Here is a 21,644-nt window from a genome sequence, read left to right as displayed (position 1 = left end):
GGGTGGGATCCCGTACGGGGTCCCACCCTCGCGCGTCCCGGACCATCACGGGTGCGGAGCACCCTCCGTACGACGACGGCGGTCCCCAAGACCACCATCGGGTCTTGGGGACCGCCGTCCTTCACGGGTTCCGGTCAGAGAGACTGCACGGGCTCGCCCAGAACCTCCAGCCCGGTCTGTTCCGCGAGCCACCGGGCGCGCGCCAGGTCCCTCATACCCACGCAGACGGAGACCAGGTGCGAGGCGCCGCCCGGCGGAGGCGGCGCGAAGTACAGACCCCGCGAGTTGAACGCGATCTGCACCCCGCTGTACTCCGTGTCACGGAAGCCGAAGGGCCCGGCCGGCCAGGCTCCCACGTCCCACCGGAGCCAGGCCGGAGCATCGCCCAGCGCCCCCACGAACGCCTCCTCGAAGGTCCCCTCGGCGATGTCCTCGGGCACCTCCAGCGTCAGCGGCGGTACCTCGGCGAGGTAGTCGGAGCCCTCGGGCACCACGGCGGCGAGCCGCCGCAGCGCGACCTCGTCGGCCGCACGGGCATGCCCGTCGACCGTGGTCAGATGCCGGTTCTCCGCGAGCCGCAGCAGGCGCCGGGCCACCGCCAGGGCCTCGGCGGCATCGGAGGTCGCCAGGACGGGAAACGCGTACGAGCTACCCATGGTGCTGGTCTTCTCCCTTTCTACTTGAGCTCGACTTCCTTGATGTAATTCTCACCGAGGAAGATCACCGTGGTCAGTCTGACCTCACGCGTCCTCGGGTTCTTCACCCAGCCGTTCAGCTTGTTCGTGATGTCCCGCTCGCTGATGCCCTCCACGGCGACGTACACACGGTCGGCGCCCTGGCGGTTGGCGGTCGTCAGATGGCTCTGGAGCGCGTCGGGGTTGTCACCCTTGATCCGCTTGAACTCCGACCTGACACCGTCCACCCATCCGTCGAACTGCTTGTCTCCGGCGGCCCCGGGAGCCGGTTCGTTCTCCCTGCGGGCGACGATCGAGTGGACGTCGTGCATGTCCATCGCGATCCGCATGGCGACGTGGAAGTCGTCGTTGTCCCAGGCGTACTCGGTGTCCTCGTTGGGATGGCCCACCGACTCGTCGATCTTCTCCAGGGCCGCTTCGATCCGGTCCTCCATGACGTCCATGTCGAACTTCTTCGCCCGCTGGCAGGCGAAGCGGGTGTCCCAGCACAGGCTGGTCGCGGTGTCGAGCAGCTGGACCACGTCGCCGTAGTAGCCGTCCCGCTTGTAGTAGATGTCGTGGAACCGCTTCTTGCGCAGGTCGGCGGCCCGCTTCGAGCTCAACCTGCTCATCAGGTACGAGTCGTCGACCGCCTTGTACTCGGTGGTGTAGTAGTTCCGCTTGCTGCGCTTCTTCTCACCGGTGTCCTGCTCCGCCTTCTTGCGGTCGTAACGGCCGCCGGTACAGCTGTCCGGGTTGCCGTTGCAGAACGAGCGCTCGTCCGGGTCGTACTGCCCCGTCGGGTCGCTGCGCGTCACCGGGTTGTTGCTGCTGTACGTGTAGCCGTGCAGCTGCTGCGCGTCGGTGAGGTCACGGATCGGGTCAACGGACACGAACCGGCCCAGGGCCGGGTCGTACTCACGGGCGCCGATGTGGGTCAGCCCGCTGTCGACGTCCCTGGTCCCGCCGACGAAGCTCTTGTCTCCGGCCCAGCCCGAGGGCTGCGCACCGCGCTGCTCGCCGAAGATCGACGTCTTGCGGCGCTTGACCACCTGCGCGGCGTCGGCGGAGACCTGCGTCGTGCCGGTGCCGTGGTGGTCGGAGAACAGGAAGGTGAGCTTCCCGCCCGTGCGCATGGCGACGGCCTTGCCCGCCACCGCGTAGTACCGGGTGCCGGTGACCGTGGTGCCGGCCTTGTCGAGCTTGAGCTCGGTCCCACCCGGCAGGGTCAGGGTGGTGCCCGTCGAGTCCCTGCGGATCAGACGCTGCCCCCCGGTGTCGTACACGTACGCGCTGACGTTCGTGCCCTGGGTGACCGACTTGAGGTGTCCCTCGTCGTCCCAGGCGAGCGTCTGCGGGGCCGCGCCGCCGATGGTGCGGGTCTCGGTGTTGCCCGCGGCGTCGTAGGTGAAGGACTCCTCGTGCGGGGCGGTCCCGGTCTGGGTGACCTTGGGCAGGTCGTGACGTCCGGGGTTCGGGGCCGCGTACGTGCGCAGTGTGTCGGCGGTCGGACCGGAGGCGGTCCTGTGCTTCGTCTCGGTCGTGCGGTTGCCGACCGCGTCGTACGTGTACGAGGTCCAGTACGCGTCCTGGCCGCCCACCACGGAGTCGGCGGGGGCGGAGGCGCACGTCGCACCGATGTTGGTCCAGGCCTCGGTGATCCGGCGCAGCGCGTCGAGCCCGAAGCACTGGGTGTCCGTGGTGCGCCCGGCGTCCTGACCGTAGGCCGTGGCCAGCGAGGTGATGTTGCCGGCCAGGTCGTAGCCGTACCGGGTGTCCTCGATCCGCTGCGGTGCGACCTCGCGGTCGGTGTACGAGCGGGTCAGGGCGCCGGTGTGCTCGTCGTACTCGTTGCTCAGCCACAGGTGCTGGGCGAAGGCGCCGAACTCCTGGCGGATGTTGCGGCCGTAGTGGTCATAGGTGTTCGCCGAGATGATCGGGTCCGCAGCGGCGCCGACGGTGTTGAGCAGCCCGGCGCTCGTGGTGTAGGTGTTGGCGACCTTCTCCTGCGCCAGCCCGCCCGCGGCGGGGTGCTGCACCCACATCACCTGACCGGTGTTGAGGTTGTAGGAGTTGATCCACTTGTAGACGCCCGCGAGGAGCCCCTCGGAGGCGGGGATCGTGACCTGTTGCCCCACCGGCTGGTACAGGCTGTTGTACGACGTGACGGCCGACTCGTAGGCGTTGCCGCCGACGAATCGCGTGGACTTCGACACCTGGCCCTTGGACACGGTGTCGTACAGCCACGTCGCCAGGGTGGTGGTGCCCCGCTTCACCGCGGTCCTGCGGCCGAGCTCGTCGTAGTCGTAGTGCAGAGTGATCAGCCGGGCGTCGGTGACGTCCGTGACGCGGTCGGCCTGGTCGTAGTAGGTCTTCGACAGGCCCTTGTCCGGGTCGTCGACCTCGGTCTGCCGGCCGCGGACGTCGTACGCGTAGGTCCACTTGGCGTTCGCCGGGTCGACCACCTGCGAGAGACGTCGGTGCTTGTCGAAGGAGTACTTCGTGGACAACGCCGTCGTGCGCTCGGCGTTCGTGAACTGCTTCGTCTCCACGACGCGACCGAGAGCATCGGTCACCGAAGCCGTGGCCGTGCCTCCCGCGGGCGGAATCACCGTCGTGGTGTCACCGGTGTAGACGTTGGTCGTGCGCCTGGTCTCGTCGCCGAATCGCTTGGAGATCTTGGCGACGACACGGCCCGCACCGTCGTACTCGGTGTCGACCGACGCCGGGTACTTCAGCTCCTGTCCCGTCACCAGCAGCGGCTCGGGGGCGCCCTCGGCGTAGAAGTTGCCCGAGGTGCGCCAGACCAGGCCGCGGGTGTCGTAGAAGGTCTCCGTCACCAGTCGGCCCGAAAGGTCGGGCGAGGGCTCCTGGGTCTGGCGCGGCCGCAGCATGCCGTCGGCGATCGCGTAGGCCGTCTGGTACTTGGAGTCGTGCGTCAGCGTGCTGGTGGTCGTGATAACGGGGCCGTCGTTGCGGACCAGGTACGCGTAGACGTAGTTCGGCGAGTCCGGATACGTCGTGGCCGAGCGGGTCGCCAGCCAGACCTTGGTCACGCGGCCCAGCGGATCGTAGGCCGTGGTGACGACCTTGTTGTTGGGGTCCGTGACCTGCGTGGGCTGGGCGCGCAGCGGCTCCAGGACCGTGGTGGTGGTGTGCCCCAGCGAGTTGGCCACCGAGGAACTCGTCGGCACCTCACCGGTCGCCGGCGTGTAGGCGGTGGTGGTCACGTTGCCGAGGGCGTCGGCCACGGCCAGCGCCCGGCCGTGGATGTCCACGCACAGCTGCTTGGCGTCCGCGCCGCAGGTGCTGGGGATGGTGGCGGTGGCGTCGTATCCGTCACCCTTGCCGTTGATGCGCTCGGTCCTGGTGACGACGCCCCGGCCCGGGACGGTGCCCAGGGTGCCGTTGTCGTAGTACGTGCGGATGTCGTCCATGATGTCGGCCGGACGGCTGACGGGACTGCCGCAGGGAACGGCGACCGTCTCCATCCGCGAGGGCTTGTTCAGCGACCAGGTGGTGAGGTTCCGCGCGTAGCTGGTGGTCACGCACTGCTCGTCGCCGGTCCTGCTCGTGTCACCGGTCGAGGACTCGGTGGTGACCAGTCCGTACGTGTCGAAGCCCCGCGAGACCTCAGTCCTGGCGACACCCGTGCTGGTGGTCGTCCGACTGATCTCCCGCTCGGTGCCCGTCTGGTACGCCTCGAGCGCCGGCAGACCGCCGCGGGTGCGGGAGGCGATCACAGCGGAGCGCCACGGGGTGTACGAGGTGGCGGAGACGAGCTTGTTCGTGTCGTCGCCGTTGTAGGTGGCGGACTCCCGCTTCATGCCGGCGAACTGTTCGCGGTCGGTGACGGAGTCACCCGCGGAGTCCTTGACGCTCTGGCCGTCGATACCGCGGAAGTAGCGGGTCTCGGCCAGGGTGCGGGGGTCGGAGGCGGCGCCGGTGCGGGTCTGGACGCGCTCGTAGCCTCGCGCGACGGAATAGGTGCGGTCCTCGGCCTTGGTGAACTCGTCGGTGCTCTTGGCCCAGGCGGCGCCGCCCAGGTAGGAGTACGAGGTGACCTTGTCCGGGGATTCGACCAGGTTGTCGCCCTCGATCACGGTGTTCACGACATAGCTGTTGAACCAGTCGGTCTTCGCCGTCTCGCCCTCGTACGCCCATTTGACCGAGTAGCAGCGGGTCGTGTTGGTCCCGTCGGCCGCGGGCAGAGTGGTCGCGGTGCACTCCGGCGGGGAATACACGACACCGATGGTGCCGCCGGTCTCCGTCGTGATCTGGTAGAGGCGGAGACGGATGAACGGAGCCAGCCCGTCACCGGTCTTGTCGACGCGGTTGGCCATCTGCTCGCCCGCGAAGGTGACGGGCGGGAGGGTGGCGGTGCCGCCCACTGTGCCGGTGCGCTGGATGGACTTGAGCCACATCGGGGTGGAGATGCCGTCACCGGAGGCGGGGAAGTCCTGGGCCAGGGTCCAGGTGTCGACGTCCTTGTACGCCCCACCGGTGAGCAGCTTGGTGGTGATGGAGGTCAGCCGCTTGCGGGTCCAGAACGTCGGGGAGAACTGGTCCTTGCACTCGGTCGAGCCGTCCTTGCAGTACTGGTCGTACGGGACGTCCGGCCAGTTCTTGGCGTTGGTCTCGTCGAACGTGCCGCAGGTGGTCAGGCACCGCTCGGCGACGCCGAACTTCACCTGGCCCGCGGGCTTGCCGGTGTAGGCGGCGGTGTCGCGCAGGCCGTAGTCGATCCGGTCCAGCCAGCCGCCGCGGGTGTACGGCGTGACCGTGCCCTTGCCCGTCGTCCGGTCGGTGTTGCGGGCGTAGTTGTTCTTCTCGGCGTCCCAGTAGTAGGCCATGGCGTCAGCACCGGGCGCGACCACGTAGTCGAGCTGCCAGCGCCAGGCCTGCTGGCACCAGCCGCTGGCGAAGCTCGCGTTGTAGCAGGGCTCGCCCGACTGGTTGCCGAAGACGGGCACGGTCCAGGCGGAGTTGGTGACCGGGTCGTCGGCGGCCGTGCCGTGGTCGCTCCAGCCGGGCAGCCGGTTCAGACCGAAGAAGTACTGGGTGCCGTCGATCGTGGTGATCTTCCAGTGCTCACCGTTGTCGTCGCCGTTGGCGGCACCGGTCAGCTTCTCGACCTTCTCGCCCGAGTCGGTGGCCGGATGCCAGCCCTTGCCCGACTCGTAGACGAGCTCGGTGTTCTTGCCGCCGAGGTTCAGCGTCGCGTTGTCGTTGTACCAACACAGGTCGCCGACGTCCACGGCGTTGGTGCCACCGGTCTTGTCCTCGTTGCAGCCCTTGTACCTGCGCTCGATGAACCCCGGCTCCCAGTTCCAGCCGTCACCGATCCACGACGGCTGGGTGTTGGCCGCGGCCGTGAGCCCGTCCACCGACTGCGAGTTGTAGTTCAGCGTGATGTCGGGCTTCCCGCCGCCCGGAGCCTCGGGAACCTCGATCGGCTGCGACCAGGTGAAGGCACCGGTCGAGCCTCCGCCGCTCCACGAGCCCGACGCCTGCAGAGAGGTCGCCTTGTAGTCGCCGATGGGTCCTTCGGCATCCGCCGTCGCGGCCAGGACCATGGCGCCGGACATCGGCACCGTGCTGTTCGCGGTGAGCCTGCCCGCGCGGACGTCGTTCTCCGTGGCGAGCGGCTTCTGGACGCGGCACTTCGCGGCCTCGGGTGTGGTCAGCGCGCAGGCCGGGAGTTCGACCAGGCGGAGGCGGGAGGCCCAGTCACCGCCGTAGGCACCCCGGAAGGCCCCGTAGTCCACCGAGACCCGGGCGGGATTCGCCTTGCTCGCCGCCTTGCTGGGGGCGACGGTCAGCATCACGCCCTCGACACCCGCCTTGCGGGCCGCGTTCCGGTCGGCGAGTGCGACCTTCACCGTGGTCGACGTCGAGGCGCGGCCCGCGGAGGGAGCCTGCGCTATGGAGACGGGCAGACTTCCCGCCCGACCTCCTGCCGCCAGGGACACTTCGGCGCTGCCCTGCGACGGCCAGGCCGCCCTCGGGGGATTCTTCCACCACGAACGGGCAGTGGCGGCGTCCGGCCGCTTGGCACCCCCCGTCGCAACTCCCGTCACCGCGACGGCCTTTGGTTGTCTCAGATCAGGCAGCCGCGGTCTGTCGTCCGGGCTTGCGGCAGCAGCGGCACCGGGCAGCATGCTGCCCAATACCACGGCGGCCATGAGTACATGCAGGCCATGCCTGCGGTTGCGTCTCACTACTTCCCCCAAGAAAGGTCCTATGGAATCCGACGCAGGCTAACAGGCCTCCTGCCAGGGGCTTTTCCTGTCGTGGGCGAAAAGAGAGTCAAAGGTTTCCAGAAAGGAAAATCAGACAAAGTGGATCTTGATGGAAAAGTCGGGCGGCTTCGGCTCATTCCCTGTGCTTCGTCGCCTTCGCAGCGGCCTCCGAAGCGATCGCCAGACCCGTGACCAGGCGCGCCACAGGGCCACCACGACGAATCAGCCTTGAGTCTTGGAGCCGGCAGATGATGTTTCCGTCAGCTTCATCATGCGTTTTCGTTGAGGTGATGCACGCATTCTTCGGTTGCAAAACGTTCGGGTGGAGGGCAATAGCTGAACTTTCCGCGAGCGTGGCCGCCAAGCCGTTGACGGCAGGAATTGCCGTGTCGGACCAACCTGGTCAGCTTCACCCTCGCGCCGGTCTCGTACGGCACGGGCGTGCCCCCTCGGTCGGTCCTGGCCGTGACCACGGCGAGCGTCGTCCGGATGCCTGGGAAGGAAGGGGTGTCCGGCAAGACCCTGACTGCCGTGCGGCGCGCACGGGTGGCCGGGGTTTCAGGAGGGCTGCGACCAGATGTCCATGGGGACGGTGGTCACGCTGCGGCCTGGCGGGTCGAGGATGCGGCCCATGCGTTTGACGAAGCGCAGCGAGACGGCCTGGTCCAGCACCTTCAGTCCGGGCAGTGCGCCGACCAGGCGGGCTTCGAGGCCGCGGATGTCCGGGAGGGAGCGGAGCCAGACGCTGATGAGGAGGTTCGCCGTACCCCCGGCGAGGCCGATGCACGCCCGGATCTCCGGGACGGCGGCTAAGAGCCTGTTCAGGGCGTCGCGGTCGTCGATCTCGGCCTGGGCCCATATCGAGGTGGAGATCGGCCAGCCGCACAGGGGTTGAGCGACTTCGCAGCGCAGTTCCAGATCCTCGTTGGCGATGAGGAGGGCGAGTCGCTTGCGTACGGTGGTGATCCCGACGCCCAGTTCCTCCGCGAGGTCCGTCAGCGAGGTGCGTCCGTCGGCCCCGAGGCGCACGACGAGGAGCCGGTCCCTCGCCGTGAGGGTCTGGGGTGTCGACGGCGACCGGGTCGGCCGCTCGGCGGTGATGTGGGCCCGCTGGCGGGGGTCGAGGGCGCGCAGGCGCCAGTCGGTGGCGTGGGTGAAGACATGGGTGCCGAGCTGCGTGCGGGTGGATCTGATTCCCGGGAGCGATCCCAGGCGTTCGAGCAGGTAGTGGGAGAGGGACGCGAGCGTGGGTGTCGAGACGGTGAGCAGCAGGTCCCGGCCCCCGCTGGTGTGGTCCACGGTCAGGACGTGGGGCCAACTCGCGAGGGTGTTGGCGACTTCGAGCGTACGACCGGCCTGACAGTCCACTTCGACGAAGGCCAGACAGCCCTGGGAGATCTGCGCGCGCCCGGGCTGTGCCGTGATCCATGCGACGCCCGTCCCGGTAAGCCGGGACCAGCGTCGGGCCACGGTGACCGGGTCGAGGTCGAGTGCGCGTCCGATGCGCGCCCAGGGGGCCCGGGGATCGATCTGCAGGGTGTTGACCAGGCTGAGGTCGAGTTCGTCCAGGTGTGCGGCGCAGACGTACGTGGCGGAGATGGCCCCCCGCGAACGGCGGGGACTCTGGTCGAGCCTGATCTACATCTCCGGCACCTGCGGCATCATGGTCGCCACCGTGCTCGCCGCCGTCCTCGCCTCCTTCCTGAGCGAGGACCAGCTCCACGCGTGGGGCTGGCGGGTGCCCTTCGTCGTCGGTGGACTGCTCGGCCTGTACGCGCTGATCATGCGGCTCCGCCTTGAGGAGACCGAAGCCTTCGAGAAGCAGACCGACACCCCGGACCACGAACCGCGCACCTCCGTCTGGCGCGGCTTCTGGGAGAACCGGGCGGCGTGCCTGCGCGTGATCGGCCTCACCCTGGGCGGCACGGTCGTCTACTACACCTGGGCCGTCTCCGCCCCCGCCCAGGCCATCTCCCTCCACGGCATCGAGGCCTCCGCCGCGCTGTGGGCGGGAGTCCTCGCCAACCTGGTCTTCCTCGTGGCGCTGCCCCTGTTCGGTGCCCTGTCCGACCGCGTCGGCCGGAAGCCCGTCCTGTACGGCTCCTACATCGGCGGAGCCGTCCTCGCCTTCCCCCTGAACTGGTTCGTCCAGGACCAGGCCTGGCAGCTGGCCGTGTCGATGACGATCGCCATGCTCTTCATGTCCGCGGGTGGGGCGATCACCCCCGCGGTGTTCGCGGAGATGTTCCCCACCCGGCTGCGCACCACGGGTGTGGGCTTCCCCTACGCGATCGCCGTGGCCGCCTGCGGCGGCAGTGCGCCGTATCTTCAGACATGGCTGACCAGCAACGGGAACGGTGACCTCTTCCTCGGCTACACGGTGGTCCTGCTGCTCCTCGCCCTAGCCGTGGTGCACCGGATGCCCGAGACGAAGAACACCGACCTGACGTGACGCCGGAGAACACCGGCCTGACGTGACGCGGCAGAGCACCACAGAACACCGGAGAACACCACAGAACACCGAAGAACACCGACCGTGGAATCGGAGCCGTACCGTGCCGAGCCTGATCAGCAGAGCGATGCCGACCGTGATGCGGCTCCGTGGGGGCAAGAAGGTGTTCAGCTCGGCTGAGGCCGTCCGGGACCAGGTCCGTGCCCGTTCCCTGCGGCCGACCGGATACGCACCGCCGGCCGGACTGGAGCGCACGGTCGACCTCGCCGTACGCCGCGTGGCCGGCTGGCCCGTCTACGAGGTCACTCCTCGCGGCACTCCCGACACCGGACGGCGGGCGGTCTATCTGCACGGCGGCGCGTACATCAACGAGATAGCGCCCCAGCACTGGACGCTGATCGCCCACGTGGCCGCCGGAACCGGCACCCGGATCACCGTGCCGATCTACCCCCTCGCTCCCCTGGCGACCGCGGACGAAGTGGTCCCGGCCGTCACCGCGCTGGCCGCCGGCATACTCGACGACACGGCCACCACGGCCCTCAGCCTCATCGGCGACTCCGCCGGCGGCGGAATGGCACTCGCCGTCGCCCTCCATCTGCGGGACCAGGGGCTTCCCGCCCCCGCCCGCACCGTCCTCATCTCACCCTGGCTCGACATCACCCTGACCGACCCGGCCATCGCCCCGCTCGAAAGCCACGACCCCTGGCTCGCCGTCCCCGGTGCGCGCTGTGCCGGAGATCTCTACCGCGGTGCGCTCCCCGTCGACCACCCGCACGTCAGTCCGCTGCTCTCCGACCTGACCGGGCTGAACCCGATCACGCTGTTCAGCGGAACCCGCGACATCGTCAACCCCGACGCCCGACGACTGGCCGCCCGCGCCACGGCCGCGGGCGTCGAGCTGGACTTCCACGAGGCGCCGGGAATGCTGCACGTCTGCCCGCTCCTGCCGATCCCCGAAGGCCGGGCGGCCCGCGCCGTCCTCTGCGCCGCCCTGTCGCGCTTGTAGAGCCTGGGCCTTGCCCACCGTCAGCATCACCGCGTGCGCCTCTCAGGCGCCGGCCTCGAACGCCGGCACGCTCGCGAGCAGGCGGCGCGTGTAGGGGTGGCGCGGCGCGCGGTACACGTCCCGCACCGGGCCCTGCTCCACCAGCTCCCCCTGGCACAGGACGGCCACCTCGTCGCTGACGTGACGGACGACGGCCAGGTCGTGGGAGATGAAGACCATCGTCAGGGCCAGCGAACGCCTCAGCTCCTCCAGGAGGTTGAGCACCTCGGCCTGGACGGAGGCGTCGAGCGCCGAGGTGATCTCGTCGGCGATCACCACTTCGGGTCCCACGGCCAGGGCGCGGGCGACCGCGATGCGCTGGCGCTGGCCGCCGGAGAACTCGTGCGGGTACCTGGCGGCGGCCGAGCCGTCCAGGGCGACGGTCTCCAGCCACCGCTCGACCGTCGCCGCGTGCTTCCTGGCATCGGCCCGCACCGGGTCGACGGCCTCGGCGATGGCCTCACCGACCGTCATACGCGGGTTGAGCGAGGCGTACGGGTCCTGGGAGACGAGCTGGATCCGGCGGCGTACCGCGACGAGCCCTCTCCCCCGGAGCCCCGTGAGGTCTTCTCCGCCGAGCGTGACGCGGCCGGTGCGGACCGGGTGGATGCCCACGATCGCCTTGGCGATCGTCGACTTGCCCGATCCGGACTCGCCGACCAGGCCGAGCGTCTGCCCGGCCCTGACCCCGGTGGACACGCCGTGCAGCACCGTTCTGGCAGCCCGGCCGTGCCCGAAGGCGACGGTCAGGTCCTCGACGGCCAGCTTGTAGGGGGACGTGGTCATGCGGTCTGCACCTCCTGGCGTACGGCGTGGCAGGCGACGGCGTCGACCATCGGCGGACGTTCGGTCCCGCAGAGGCCGTCGAGCACGACCGGACAGCGGTCGGCGAAGGCGCAGCCGGCCGGGCGGTCGGCGGGTGCCGGCGGGCGGCCCGTGATCGTCGCGAGCGGTACGCGCGCGACGACGGTGGCCGTATCCGCGTCCGTTTCCCCGCCGGTATCCGTGTCCGCGTCCGTTTCCCCGCCGGTATCCGTGTCCGCGTCCGTGTCCCCGCCCGTATCCGTATCAGCGCCCTGGAGACGTGGGCTCGCGGCCAGCAACGCCTTGGTGTACGGGTGTTTCGCGCGGCCCGCCCGCAGATCCGCCGCGGACAGTTCCTCCACCACCCGGCCCGCGTACATCACCACGACCCGATGGCAGACCGTGCCGATCACGCCGATGTCGTGGGAGATGAAGAGCATGCTCGTGCCGCGGGTGCCGTTGATGTCCTTGAGGAGGTCGAGCACCTCGGCCTGGACGGTGACGTCGAGGGCGGTGGTCGGTTCGTCGGCGACGATCAGCCGCGGACCGGGCAGGATCGCGGCGGCGATCATCGCGCGCTGCCGCATGCCGCCGGACAGCTCGTACGGGTACTGCTTCACGACCCGGGCCGGGTTCTCGATCCGCACCTGCTCCAGGGCCTCGACGGCGCGCCCCCGTGCTTCCCCCGCGCGCACGCCCTGGTGCACGCGGAGCGTCTCGGTCAGCTGGCCGCCCACCTTCAGGGCCGGGTTGAAGGAGGCCGAGGGGTCCTGGTAGACGATGCCGATCTCGGTGGCCAGGCGCCGGGGTTCGGCTTCGGAGCCGGTCAGGTCGAGGTCGTCCAGGGTCAGTTGCGCCGCGTGCGCGGACAGCTCTTCCGGCAGGAGCCTGGCCACGCTCATCGCCGTCAGCGACTTTCCGGAGCCGGACTCTCCCACGAGGCCGAGGATCTCGCCGGGCATGACGTGGAAGGAGACGTCGTCGACGAGACGGGTGCCGTCCGGCAGGGTGACGACGAGGTGGTCCACCGTCACCAGGGCGTCCTCGGGCGCCCGGTGGGAGCGCGCGGCAGCCTCGACGGCCGGGCGACCCGCCCTGGGCTTCGTACCGCCGGCACGGGGGTCGAGTGCCGTGGCGAGGCCGTCGCCGACGAAGCCCGCGAGGACGCCGGTGACGGTGATGGCGACCGCGGGGCCGATCGCCTCCGCGGGGTTGGTGTAGAGCGACTCGAGGCCGGAGTTGAGCAGCGCTCCCCAGTCGTAGTCCGGCGACTGCACGCCGACGCCCAGGAACGACAGGCCGGAGAGCGCGACGAGGACGTTCGCGAAGGCCACCGAGAGCAGCACGAGCAGCGGCCCTGAGATGTTGGGCAGCAGGTGGCGGGCGAGCAGACGGGAGGGCGGTACGCCCATCAGGCGGGCCTGGGTCACGAAGTCGCGCCGGGCGACCGAGGCCGCCATGGTGGCGGTGAGGCGGGCGAACGCGGGTGCGCCGCCCAGGCCGATCGCGAGGACCGAGGCGGTGGGTCCTGTCCCGAGGACCGTGGCGATCACCAGGGCCAGGATGAGTGCCGGATAGGAGATCATCACGTCGATCAACCGCAGGCCCAGTTCGCGTACGCGCCGGCCCGAGACCCAGACGACGGTGCCGAGGAGGCTGCCCGCGACGGCGGCGAGCGCGGTCGCGGCGAGCGTCATCTCCAGGGTGAGGCGGGTGGCCACCAGGGTGCGGGCCAGTACGTCGCGGCCGAGGGCGTCGGTGCCGAGCCAGTGTTCGCCGGACGGATGGGCGCGGGCGGCGCCGCCGAGCGCGGTCGCCCGTTCCTCCCACAGGAAGGGGGCGACGACGCCGAGGAGAGCGATCAGGCCGAGGCCGGTGAGGGCCACGACGAGCGGGGTGTTCCACCGTACGCGTCGCATCAGTGGCCTCCCTTTCCGGCGAGGGTGCGCGGGTCGAGCAGCGCGAGGACGACGTCGACGAGCAGGTTGAGGAGGGCGGCGAGCAGGCCGAGGACCAGGACGCAGCCCTGGATCACGGAGTAGTCGCGGACGAGGAGCGCCTCGACGACGCGCTGGCCGATGCCCGGCCAGGCGAAGACGGACTCGACGACGACCGTGCCGCCGAGCAGGCCCGCGAGGATCAGTCCGCCGAGGGTCAGGGTGGCGGTCAGCAGGTTGGGCAGGGCGTGGCGGGCGTACAGACGCAGCGATGGCAGGCGGCGGCCCCGCGCGGTGCGCATGTAGTCCTGGGCGAGGACGTGTGTGGCCTCGCTGCGCACGATGCGGGCCATGACGCAGGTCCCGGGCAGGACCAGCGCGGCGACGGGAAGCACCATCGACGTCACCGTCTCGGCGCCCGCCGCCGGGAACCAGCCCAGCCTGATCGCGAAGCCGAGGACGAGGAGCGTGCCGATGATGTACTCGGGTGTGGCGCCGACCAGGCCGGTGACGAACGTGAACGTCCCGTCGGTGCGCCGGCTGCCGCGTGCGGCGACGGCGAGTCCGATCGGTACGGCGAGCAGCAGCACCGCCAGGACGGAGAGGAACGCGATCTCGGCGGTGAACGGCAGTCGGCCGCCGATGATCTCGGCGACCGGTTCCTTCGTCTGGAAGGAGGTGCCGAGGTCGCCGCGGAGCAGACCGCTGGCGTACGTGCCGAACTGCGTCGACAGCGCTCGGTCGAGGCCCAGTTCGTGGCGGGCCTGCTCCACGTCGGCGGGCGTGGCGTCGGCGCCCGCGACCACGCGCGCCGGGTCGCCGGGGATGAGCTGCACCATCAGGAACGTGCCGACGACGAGCGTGATGGCGACGGCGGCGAGTCCGACGAGTCGCCGGAGGAGGAAGCCGCCCCAGGGGCCGAGCGCCGTCGCGCGCCCCGCCGCCGCCCCCGCGGCGGTCCTGTCGGTCAGGGTCGTCGCCATCAGTCGGTGATCCGGAGCGTGGAGACGGTGAGGGATCCGTTCGGCATCGCGAAGGAGACGCCCTTGCGGGCGACGTAGTGCACGTTCACGGTGGCGAGCGGGACCACGTCGTCGGCCTTGAGCAGGGCCTCCTGGGCCTTCTGCCAGGAGGCGCACTTGGCGTTCGCGTCGGTGGTGGAGGTGGCCGCGACGTAGTTCGCCGCGTACGCCGTGTTCTTCACCGCGCCGTAGTTCTGGCCGCCCTTGGCCGGTTCCGGACCCAGGAAGTAGCTGCCTCCGCGCGCGAGGGAGCCGCTGATCAGCGGGAAGACGGTGGCGTCCCAGTCGCCTTGGTTGGCGGTGACGTCGGTGGCCCAGGTGGCGTTGTCGGCGTTGGTGAGCTTGACGTCGACTCCGGCGGTGCGCAGGGCCTCGGCGACGTAGGAGTTGCCGGCGCCGCCGGCGACCGCGTTGGACCCCTCCAGCTTGATCGACACTCCCGCGAGGGTCTTCTTCGCCGCGGCCGGGTCGGTCCTGGTCAGCAGGGAGGCGTCGGTGGAGACGCAGGCGGACTTCTCGTCCACGTACGACGTCATGGGCCGGCCCGCGCCGCCGAAGACCTTGTTGAAGGCGGTGGCGCTGACCGCCTGCGCGACCGCTTCGCGGATCTTCGGGTCGGCGCCCGGGTGTCCGGGGCGCTGGTTGAAGGCGATGAAGTTCCGGATGAACGGCGTCGATCTGACCGCGTACCCGGCGTCGCCGGTGAACCGCGTGACGTCCGTGCCGGTGATGGGGGCCAGGTCCAGGGCGCCGGTCCGCAACTGGTTGGCGAGGGTCGACTCGTTCCTCGCGACCTGGATCCGCAGCGTGTCGGCCGGCTTCCCCGCGGGCACCGAGGCGAAGCGCGGATACGCCTCGAAGCCCTTGCGCAGCCTGAGTTCGTACGAGGCGCCGCGCCGCGCCGTCGCCATCTCGTACGGGCCGGAGGCCGCGCCCTTGACGGCGCCCCGGGCGAGCGCGGCGGCGCCCGCGTCGAGACCGGGCTTGCAGATGATCCCGGCGCCGGTGCCGGAAAGGCCGCTCAGGACCTCGCCCCACGGGGTGGCGGTGGTGATGGAGACGGTGCCGGCCGTGTCGTCTCCGGTGATCGTCGTCTTCTCGCCGGCGTTCGCTGCGCCGAAGGTGAGCAGGGCTCCGGGCGAGGTCTTCCGGTAGCGCTGCAGCGAGGCGACGACCTGCGAGGCGGTCAGGGAGGAGCCGTCGGAGCAGGTCAGACCCTTCTTGAGGGTGAGGGTCGTCTTCGTGGGCGTGGCCGTCCAGGTCTCGGCCAGACCGGCGACGAACACGCCGCCGTCGTCCTGGCCGATCAACGACTGGTACAGCAGGGACGTCATCACGTAGTCCGTGCCACCCGCGCCCTTCGCCGGGTCGAACGACGTGACGTCGGAGGTGACACCGATCCTGACGGTGCCACCACCGGCGGCACCGCTCGGCGAAGGGCCGCCCGCGGAGCCGGTGGTGCAGGCGGAGGCGAGGAGGGACGTGGCGGCGACCGTGACGGCGCCGGAGAGGAATCGCGAACGGTGCATGGAGGACTCCCCGGGACGGAGGGCTGAGGGCGGGGGGCGACGCTGCGGTGTGATGCGGCATACAGAACAGGCCACTTCCCGCACCAGCCCGAAATTGCAAGAATCCGCAGCTGGGAGGCGCTCACATGCATGGATCCGCAGCATCGGTCGGCCCGGCCGCGGCCGACACCCCGTCCCGGGGAACACTCGATGAACTCGATCTCGCGCTCGTCAACGCCCTGCAGATGGCGCCCCGCGCCCCCTGGGCGCAGTTGGCCCGCCCGCTCGGTGTGGACGCGGCGACGCTCTCGCGGCGCTGGGCCCGGCTGCGCTCCTCCGGCGAGGCGTGGATCACCTGCCACGCGGCTCCCTCCCAGGTCGCGCACGGAGCCCTCGCCCTGATCGAGGTGTCGTGCGTGCCGCAGGCCCGGGAGGCCCTCGCCGACCGGATCGCGCGGCACCCGCAGGCGATGAGCGTGGAACTGGTGGCCGGATCGTGCGACCTGCTCCTGACGGTGGCCACGGCGACCAAGGCGTCGATGACCGCGTACGTCCTCGCTCTCGGCCGGGACGAGGCGGTGACCGCCACCCGCACCCATCTGGTGCAGCACCTGTACCAGGACGGAAGCGAGTGGCGCATGGACTCGCTCTCGCGTGATCAGCGGCGCGACCTCGCGGAGGCCGAGGACAGTGCCTCCCGTAACGCCGCCGCGGCCCTCGCACCCGAGGACCGCGTCCTGATGTTCGCCCTCGCGCGGGACGGCCGGCGCTCCGTCGCCTCGATCGCCGCCGAGCTGGACCGCCCCGAGTCGACGGTGCGGCGGCTGCTGCACTCCCTGCTGCACGGCGGCAGGGCGGTACTGCGTGTCGACACCGCTCATGTGCACTCGGGCTGGCGCAGCTCGGCGACGATCTGGATGTCCGTTTCGCCTGCGCAACTCGCCGTGGCGGGTGACGAGTTGAGTCGGCTGCGGAGCACCCGTATGGCGGCGTCGGTGGCCTCCGAGGCCAATCTGCTGAGCGTCGTGTGGCTGCACGCCCTGGACGACCTCGCCCGGTACGAGGCCCAGGCCGCCGTCAGGATCGCCTCCGTGCGCGTACTCAATCGCGCGGTGAACCTGCGCTGGATCAAGCGCATGGGGCGCCTGCTCTCCGACGACGGGCGCAGCACCGGCTTCGTTCCCATCGACCTGTGGGCCCCGGTCGTCTGAATCACCCCCCGCCCGCGCGTGCTGCGGTTTCCCGCACGCGGTCCCCGCTCGTGGCGGATCCGTGCAATCCGCGGGGCGGGTGGGACCGGTCCATGAGGCTGACACCACCGGCAGACGGCCAACCGGCCGGCCTCAGCCCATTGACCGAGAGGGACGCCCATGTCCAGCCACACGCCCGCCGGCGACGGCCTTGTCCACCTCAGCGCCACCGAGGCCATCGGGCTCTTCACCCGCCGTGAGGTGTCCCCCGTCGAGCTGATGCGCGCGGTCGTCGAACGCGCCGAGAAGGTCGAACCTCGGATCAACGCGTTCAGCGAGCGCCTCTTCGACGAGGCCCTGGAGCAGGCCCGGCACGCCGAGGACCGCTACCTCGGCAAGAACGGCCTGACCCCCCGCCCGCTGGAGGGCATCCCGGTCGCGGCGAAGGAGAAGCACTCCATCCTGGGCCGCACCCTGACGGAGGGCTCCCTCGTCCACGAAGGACGGATCGCCACCGAGAACGCTCCCGTGATCGACCGCATCCTCGACGCCGGCGGCATCATCCACGCCCGCACCACCACTCCCGAGTTCTCGCTCTCCACCTACACCCACTCCCGCATGTGGGGCGTCACCCGCAACCCGTGGAACCTCGACTTCACCCCCGGTGGCTCCTCCGGCGGCTCCGGCGCCGCCCTCGCCGCGGGCACGGCCCTGCTCGCCTCCGCCTCCGACATCGGCGGCTCCACCCGCATCCCGGCGGCCTTCACCGGAACGGTCGGCTTCAAGGCGCCGTACGGCCGCAATCCCGGGCTCGGTGTGCTCACCGCCGACCACTACCGCGGTGACGGCCCGATGGCCCGCACGGTGGACGACACCCTCGCCTTCCAGAACGTCCTGGCCGGCCCCGACCCCCGCGACCACACCTCGATCCGCCCCAAGCTGACGCTTCCCACCGCGTACGAGGACGTCAGCGGTATGCGGATCGCCCTGTGCGTACGGCTGGGCGAGTACGACGTCCATCCGGAGGTCGAGGCCAACACCCGTGCCGCCGCCCAGGCCCTGTCCGACGCCGGCGCGCGCGTGGAGGAGATCACCCTCCCCTGGACCCACGTCGACCTGCTGACCTCGATCGCCGGCCACTTCTCGACCATCTTCGGCGCCCTCGTCATCGAGGCCGCCGAGACCCGTCGCGAGCTGCTGAGCCCCTACGCGGTCGCCTTCGCCGACACCATGACGTACGCCCGCACCCAGGTGAGCTACCTCGACTCCCTGCGCGCCGAGCACCGGCTGCAGCGGGAGCTCGCCACCGCCATGACCGGATTCGACGCCCTGCTCTGCCCGACCACCGCGATCCCCGGCTGGCACGCGGGCGACGACCTCGCGGGCGAGAAGGTCGTGGTGCACGGCGAGGAGGTGGCCGACACGCTGTGGTGCGCCATGACGAACCCCTTCAACATCAACAACCGCTGCCCCGTCCTCAACGTGCCGTCCGGAATGTCGAGCTGGGGACTCCCCACCGGCCTCCAGATCGTCGGCCACCCGTACGACGACCCGGCCGTCTTCCGCGTCGGCAAGGCCCTGGAGATCCTGCGTCCCTGGTCGTACGCGCAGATCGAGGACCGGCTGGCGTAGGCCCGCCTCCTCACCTCACCACCACCGCCCCCGAGTACCGACCCGCGCGTCGCCCCGCCACGGGCGGCCGGGCCGGCCGGTCTCGCGCGCCTCGTCACGCCCCCGCTCCACCAGCCCTCGCACGAAAGGAAGTTCCCGTGAGCACCCCTCAAGCCGAGCCGCTCTGGCCGACGTACGGCGAGCCGGACGACCTGACGTCCATCGAGTCCGTCCCCCTGAAGGAGCGCGGCCTGCCGGGTTCCACCTACGACGTCCTGGCCCGCGCCGCCGCGCTGTGGCCCGACCGGCCGGCTCTCACCGTGCTGCCCAGCGCGGAGCGGTGGACGCGCGGCGAGACCGTGGGCTTCGCCCGACTGCGCGACGAGGTGCACCGCATCGCGAACCTGTTCCACCAGCACGGTGTCCGCCGCACCACCGCCGTGGGCCTGCTGACTCCCAACACCGGCCTGTTGCCCGCCACGCTCCTGGCCGCTCAGCTCGCGGGCATCGCGGCGCCGGTGAACCCCTCCCTCGCCGCCGAGCACGCCGAGCGCCTGCTGGCGCTCGGCGGGGCGAGGATCCTGGTCGCGGCCGGACCCGAGCTCGACCCCGCCTCATGGCTCACGGCCCGCACCGTGGCGGCATCGCTCCGCTGCTCGGCACTCTTCGCGCTGCGCCCCGTCGGCGCGCCCGGTGCCGCGCCCGCCCTGGAGCCGGTCGAGGGGGTCGAGGTCGCCTATCTGCACGTCGCGGCCACCGCCCAGCCGACGGAACTCCGTCCCGGTCTCGTGCCCCCGCAAGCCGGTGACCTGGCCGCGTACTTCCACACCGGCGGCACCACAGGCGCCCCCAAGCTGGCCGCGCACACCCACGCCAACGAGGTCACCGACGCCTGGATGATCGCGGCCAACAGCTCGTTGGACCCCGATTCCGTACTCTTCGCCGGGCTGCCGCTGTTCCACGTCAACGCCCTGGTCGTCACCCTGCTCGCACCGCTGCTGCGCGGTCAGCGCAGCGTGTGGGCCGGTCCCCTCGGCTACCGTGATCCGGCGCTGTTCCAGGTCATCTGGAAGATCGTCGAGCACTACCGGATCGCCACCCTGTCCGCCGTTCCGACCGTCTACGCCGGACTCGCCCGGGTGCCCCTCGACGCGGACATCACCTCGCTGCGCTTCGCGATCGTCGGGGCGTCGCCCCTGCCGCCGGCGGTACGCGCCGCGTTCGAGAACCACACCGGCGTCCCGCTGTGCCAGGGATACGGGCTGACCGAGGCCACCTGCGGCAGCGCCCGGAGCTTCCTGCGCGGACACCAGCGGCCCGAGGCGGCCGGCCAACGCATGCCCTACCAGCGGGTGAAGACGGTACGGATCGACAGCGACGGCCATTGGCACGACCTCCCGCAGGGCGAACCCGGCGTCCTCGCCATCAGCGGCCCCACCGTCTTCCCCGGCTACGTCGTCGGCCACGACGCCGACGGACCGCGCGTGGACTCCCTCGGCACCGTGCGCGACGGCTGGCTCAACACCGGTGACCTCGCTCGTGTGGACGCCGACGGCTTCATCCACCTGCTCGGCCGCGCGAAGGACCTGATCATCCGCGGCGGCCACAACATCGACCCCGCCGTCATCGAGGACGCGCTCCTCGCCCACCCGGCCGTCACCGGCGCGAGCGCCGTCGGACGCCCCGACCCGCACTCCGGCGAAGTCCCGGTCGTCTACGTCACCCTGGCCCCCGGCGGGACCGCCCCCGGCACCGACGAACTGCTCGCGTTCGCCGCACGACACGTACCCGAGCGGGCCGCGGCCCCCAAGGACGTCATCGTCCTGGCGGCGCTGCCCCTGACCGACATCGGCAAGCCGTCCAAGGTGCCCCTGCATCTCGACGCCACCCGGCGCGCCTTCGCCGGCGCCCTGGCCTCCCTCGGCTTCACCGACGCCGACCAGCAGGTCCGGTGCGACCTGATCAACGGCCGCCCGGTGGTGTCCCTGCCTCCGGTCTCCGACCCCGGCCTACGCCGCCGGATCACCGCCCAGCTCGCCCCGTACGGCGTGGACTGGGCCTTCGCCGACGCCGGCGGTCACGGGTGATCGCCACCGACGCTCGCGGCTACCAGGAGTTCGCCCGTACTGGTCAGGTCACCACATCGGGCCCGCGGCGCGCAGCAAGGACGCCCCCGCCGGGGTGAGGGTGTGCAGAACTGTCGGGCCGTTCCGGATCGTGGTGACGAGGCCCGCGTCGCGCAGCACGGTGGCATGTCTGCTGGCGGAGGATGCCGAGACCCCGGCGGCACGGGCGATCTCACCGGTCGTGGCGCCGGTGGCAGCGGCGCGCAAGGCGACCGCTCGGGCGCGCCCGAGCAGGGTGACCAAGGACTTCTCGGGGGCGTCGACGCCCTGCGGGGCGTCCGGGGGGCTCGGCTCGTGGAGGAGCGAGTACCAGAGCACGGGCGGCATCTCGGGGTCGGCGAAGGCGACCGGCTCACCCCAGTTGAAGTACGAGGGGACGAGAGTGAGCCCCCGTCCGTTCAGATACAGGTCCCGGTCCTCGACCTGCCGGGGATAGGCGACCTCCAGGACGGGAGGGCGCCAGCGCAGCATCGGTCCGAGTCCCGAAAGCATGCCGTGGACTCCGCCGTCCAGAAGCCCACGGGCACGCGCCGCCCGCTCCGCCTCGATCCGGGCCTGCGCCTGTTCCTCGTAGGGGGCGATCACCGCGTCGTGGTACGCCCGCAGCATCCCCACGAACTCCTTGCGCGCGTCCAGCCGCGCCAGCTGGCCGGCCCACGCGGGAGCGCCGCTGGCCCGGTCGAGGAGGGCCACTTCCTTCAGGACCTGCCGCGGAGGCGTGGCCAGAACGGATTCCAGTCCGGCGTCCAGGTCTCCCACCGCGTCAGCGGGCGTGAGGAAGTCCGGAAAGTACGCGGCCCTCGGGTACAAGGGCAGGAAGACGCTCCGCAGGACACGCCCCAGCTCCTTCTCGCGCGTCCGCTGCCGTGCCATGCGGTACCACCCGGCATAGGCCCACCGCCCTCTGCGCGACTGCAATCGGTGCATGCTCGCGGCGACTTCCCAGAGCGGATCGGGCGCGGCGGCGATCCTGGTTCTCGCCAGATCGGTATCGCTGAAATGAATGCGGAGCATGTCGTACCCCGTTCGTATC

13 protein-coding genes are annotated in these 21,644 nt (G+C 70.8%); 5 read left to right on the top strand and 8 right to left on the bottom strand.

Annotated features, from left to right (window positions below; genetic code table 11):
• Positions 1–134 precede the first annotated feature (134 nt).
• The 3 genes from ACWFR1_RS27775 to ACWFR1_RS27765 all read right to left on the bottom strand — a co-directional run bounded on the left by ACWFR1_RS27775 (position 135) and on the right by ACWFR1_RS27765 (position 8,485).
• A complete protein-coding gene (locus ACWFR1_RS27775) occupies positions 135–656 on the bottom strand; it encodes a hypothetical protein (protein ID WP_453555679.1) in 522 nt (173 codons plus the stop codon).
• Between the two features lie 20 nt (positions 657–676).
• Complete coding sequence (locus ACWFR1_RS27770) at positions 677–6,556, bottom strand: RHS repeat domain-containing protein (RefSeq protein ID WP_453555677.1); 5,880 nt, start codon at positions 6,554–6,556, stop codon at positions 677–679.
• Between the two features lie 918 nt (positions 6,557–7,474).
• Entirely contained in the window at positions 7,475–8,485 is a 1,011-nt protein-coding gene (locus ACWFR1_RS27765; RefSeq protein WP_453555689.1) for an Lrp/AsnC family transcriptional regulator, read from the bottom strand.
• On the opposite strand from ACWFR1_RS27765, the gene ACWFR1_RS27760 reads away from it, so the two are divergent.
• Together ACWFR1_RS27760 and ACWFR1_RS27755 are read left to right on the top strand one after the other, a co-directional pair.
• Complete coding sequence (locus ACWFR1_RS27760; protein ID WP_453555675.1) at positions 8,418–9,368, top strand: MFS transporter; 951 nt, start codon at positions 8,418–8,420, stop codon at positions 9,366–9,368. The genes ACWFR1_RS27765 and ACWFR1_RS27760 overlap by 68 nt on opposite strands.
• Positions 9,369–9,471: 103 nt before the next feature.
• Positions 9,472–10,374: an alpha/beta hydrolase fold domain-containing protein gene (locus ACWFR1_RS27755; protein WP_453555673.1), complete on the top strand. Its 903-nt coding sequence runs from the start codon at positions 9,472–9,474 to the stop codon at positions 10,372–10,374.
• Between the two features lie 42 nt (positions 10,375–10,416).
• Here ACWFR1_RS27755 and ACWFR1_RS27750 read toward each other — a convergent pair whose 3' ends face one another.
• Genes ACWFR1_RS27750 through ACWFR1_RS27735 form a run of 4 tightly spaced genes read right to left on the bottom strand, consistent with a single transcriptional unit; the run spans position 10,417 to position 15,705 of the window.
• Positions 10,417–11,199, bottom strand: coding sequence for an ATP-binding cassette domain-containing protein (locus ACWFR1_RS27750; RefSeq protein ID WP_453555671.1), 783 nt, complete (start codon positions 11,197–11,199; stop codon positions 10,417–10,419).
• Complete coding sequence (locus ACWFR1_RS27745; protein ID WP_453555669.1) at positions 11,196–13,136, bottom strand: dipeptide/oligopeptide/nickel ABC transporter permease/ATP-binding protein; 1,941 nt, start codon at positions 13,134–13,136, stop codon at positions 11,196–11,198. Before ACWFR1_RS27745 ends, ACWFR1_RS27750 begins: the two co-directional genes overlap by 4 nt.
• A complete protein-coding gene (locus ACWFR1_RS27740; protein WP_453555667.1) occupies positions 13,136–14,137 on the bottom strand; it encodes an ABC transporter permease in 1,002 nt (333 codons plus the stop codon). Before ACWFR1_RS27740 ends, ACWFR1_RS27745 begins: the two co-directional genes overlap by 1 nt.
• Positions 14,137–15,705, bottom strand: a complete 1,569-nt coding sequence (locus ACWFR1_RS27735; protein ID WP_453555665.1) for an ABC transporter substrate-binding protein — start codon at positions 15,703–15,705, stop codon at positions 14,137–14,139. Before ACWFR1_RS27735 ends, ACWFR1_RS27740 begins: the two co-directional genes overlap by 1 nt.
• A 125-nt stretch (positions 15,706–15,830) precedes the next feature.
• Here ACWFR1_RS27735 and ACWFR1_RS27730 point away from each other — a divergent pair, with 125 nt between their 5' ends.
• The 3 genes from ACWFR1_RS27730 to ACWFR1_RS27720 all read left to right on the top strand — a co-directional run bounded on the left by ACWFR1_RS27730 (position 15,831) and on the right by ACWFR1_RS27720 (position 20,572).
• Entirely contained in the window at positions 15,831–16,895 is a 1,065-nt protein-coding gene (locus ACWFR1_RS27730) for an Lrp/AsnC family transcriptional regulator (protein WP_453555663.1), read from the top strand.
• Between the two features lie 159 nt (positions 16,896–17,054).
• Positions 17,055–18,506, top strand: a complete 1,452-nt coding sequence (locus ACWFR1_RS27725) for an amidase (protein ID WP_453555661.1) — start codon at positions 17,055–17,057, stop codon at positions 18,504–18,506.
• 137 nt (positions 18,507–18,643) lie between these two features.
• Entirely contained in the window at positions 18,644–20,572 is a 1,929-nt protein-coding gene (locus ACWFR1_RS27720; RefSeq protein WP_453555659.1) for an acyl-CoA synthetase, read from the top strand.
• A gap of 48 nt (positions 20,573–20,620) precedes the next feature.
• Here ACWFR1_RS27720 and ACWFR1_RS27715 read toward each other — a convergent pair whose 3' ends face one another.
• A complete protein-coding gene (locus ACWFR1_RS27715) occupies positions 20,621–21,625 on the bottom strand; it encodes a helix-turn-helix domain-containing protein (RefSeq protein ID WP_453555657.1) in 1,005 nt (334 codons plus the stop codon).
• Positions 21,626–21,644 lie beyond the last annotated feature (19 nt).

This window comes from Streptomyces sp. NPDC055103 (assembly GCF_053607625.1).
Note: the sequence above shows the minus strand (reverse complement) of the source record. Positions and strands in the feature narration are given on the sequence as shown.

Bases quoted from the DNA above. Each gene is read 5' to 3' on its own strand.
- ACWFR1_RS27775 (WP_453555679.1), bottom strand. From the start codon at position 656: ATGGGTAGCTCGTACGCGTTTCCCGTCCTGGCGACCTCCGATGCCGCC.
- ACWFR1_RS27760 (WP_453555675.1), top strand. From the start codon at position 8,418: ATGCGCGCCCAGGGGGCCCGGGGATCGATCTGCAGGGTGTTGACCAGG.
- ACWFR1_RS27750 (WP_453555671.1), bottom strand. From the start codon at position 11,199: ATGACCACGTCCCCCTACAAGCTGGCCGTCGAGGACCTGACCGTCGCC.
- ACWFR1_RS27745 (WP_453555669.1), bottom strand. From the start codon at position 13,136: ATGCGACGCGTACGGTGGAACACCCCGCTCGTCGTGGCCCTCACCGGC.
- ACWFR1_RS27740 (WP_453555667.1), bottom strand. From the start codon at position 14,137: ATGGCGACGACCCTGACCGACAGGACCGCCGCGGGGGCGGCGGCGGGG.
- ACWFR1_RS27735 (WP_453555665.1), bottom strand. From the start codon at position 15,705: ATGCACCGTTCGCGATTCCTCTCCGGCGCCGTCACGGTCGCCGCCACG.
- ACWFR1_RS27730 (WP_453555663.1), top strand. From the start codon at position 15,831: ATGCATGGATCCGCAGCATCGGTCGGCCCGGCCGCGGCCGACACCCCG.
- ACWFR1_RS27725 (WP_453555661.1), top strand. From the start codon at position 17,055: ATGTCCAGCCACACGCCCGCCGGCGACGGCCTTGTCCACCTCAGCGCC.
- ACWFR1_RS27715 (WP_453555657.1), bottom strand. From the start codon at position 21,625: ATGCTCCGCATTCATTTCAGCGATACCGATCTGGCGAGAACCAGGATC.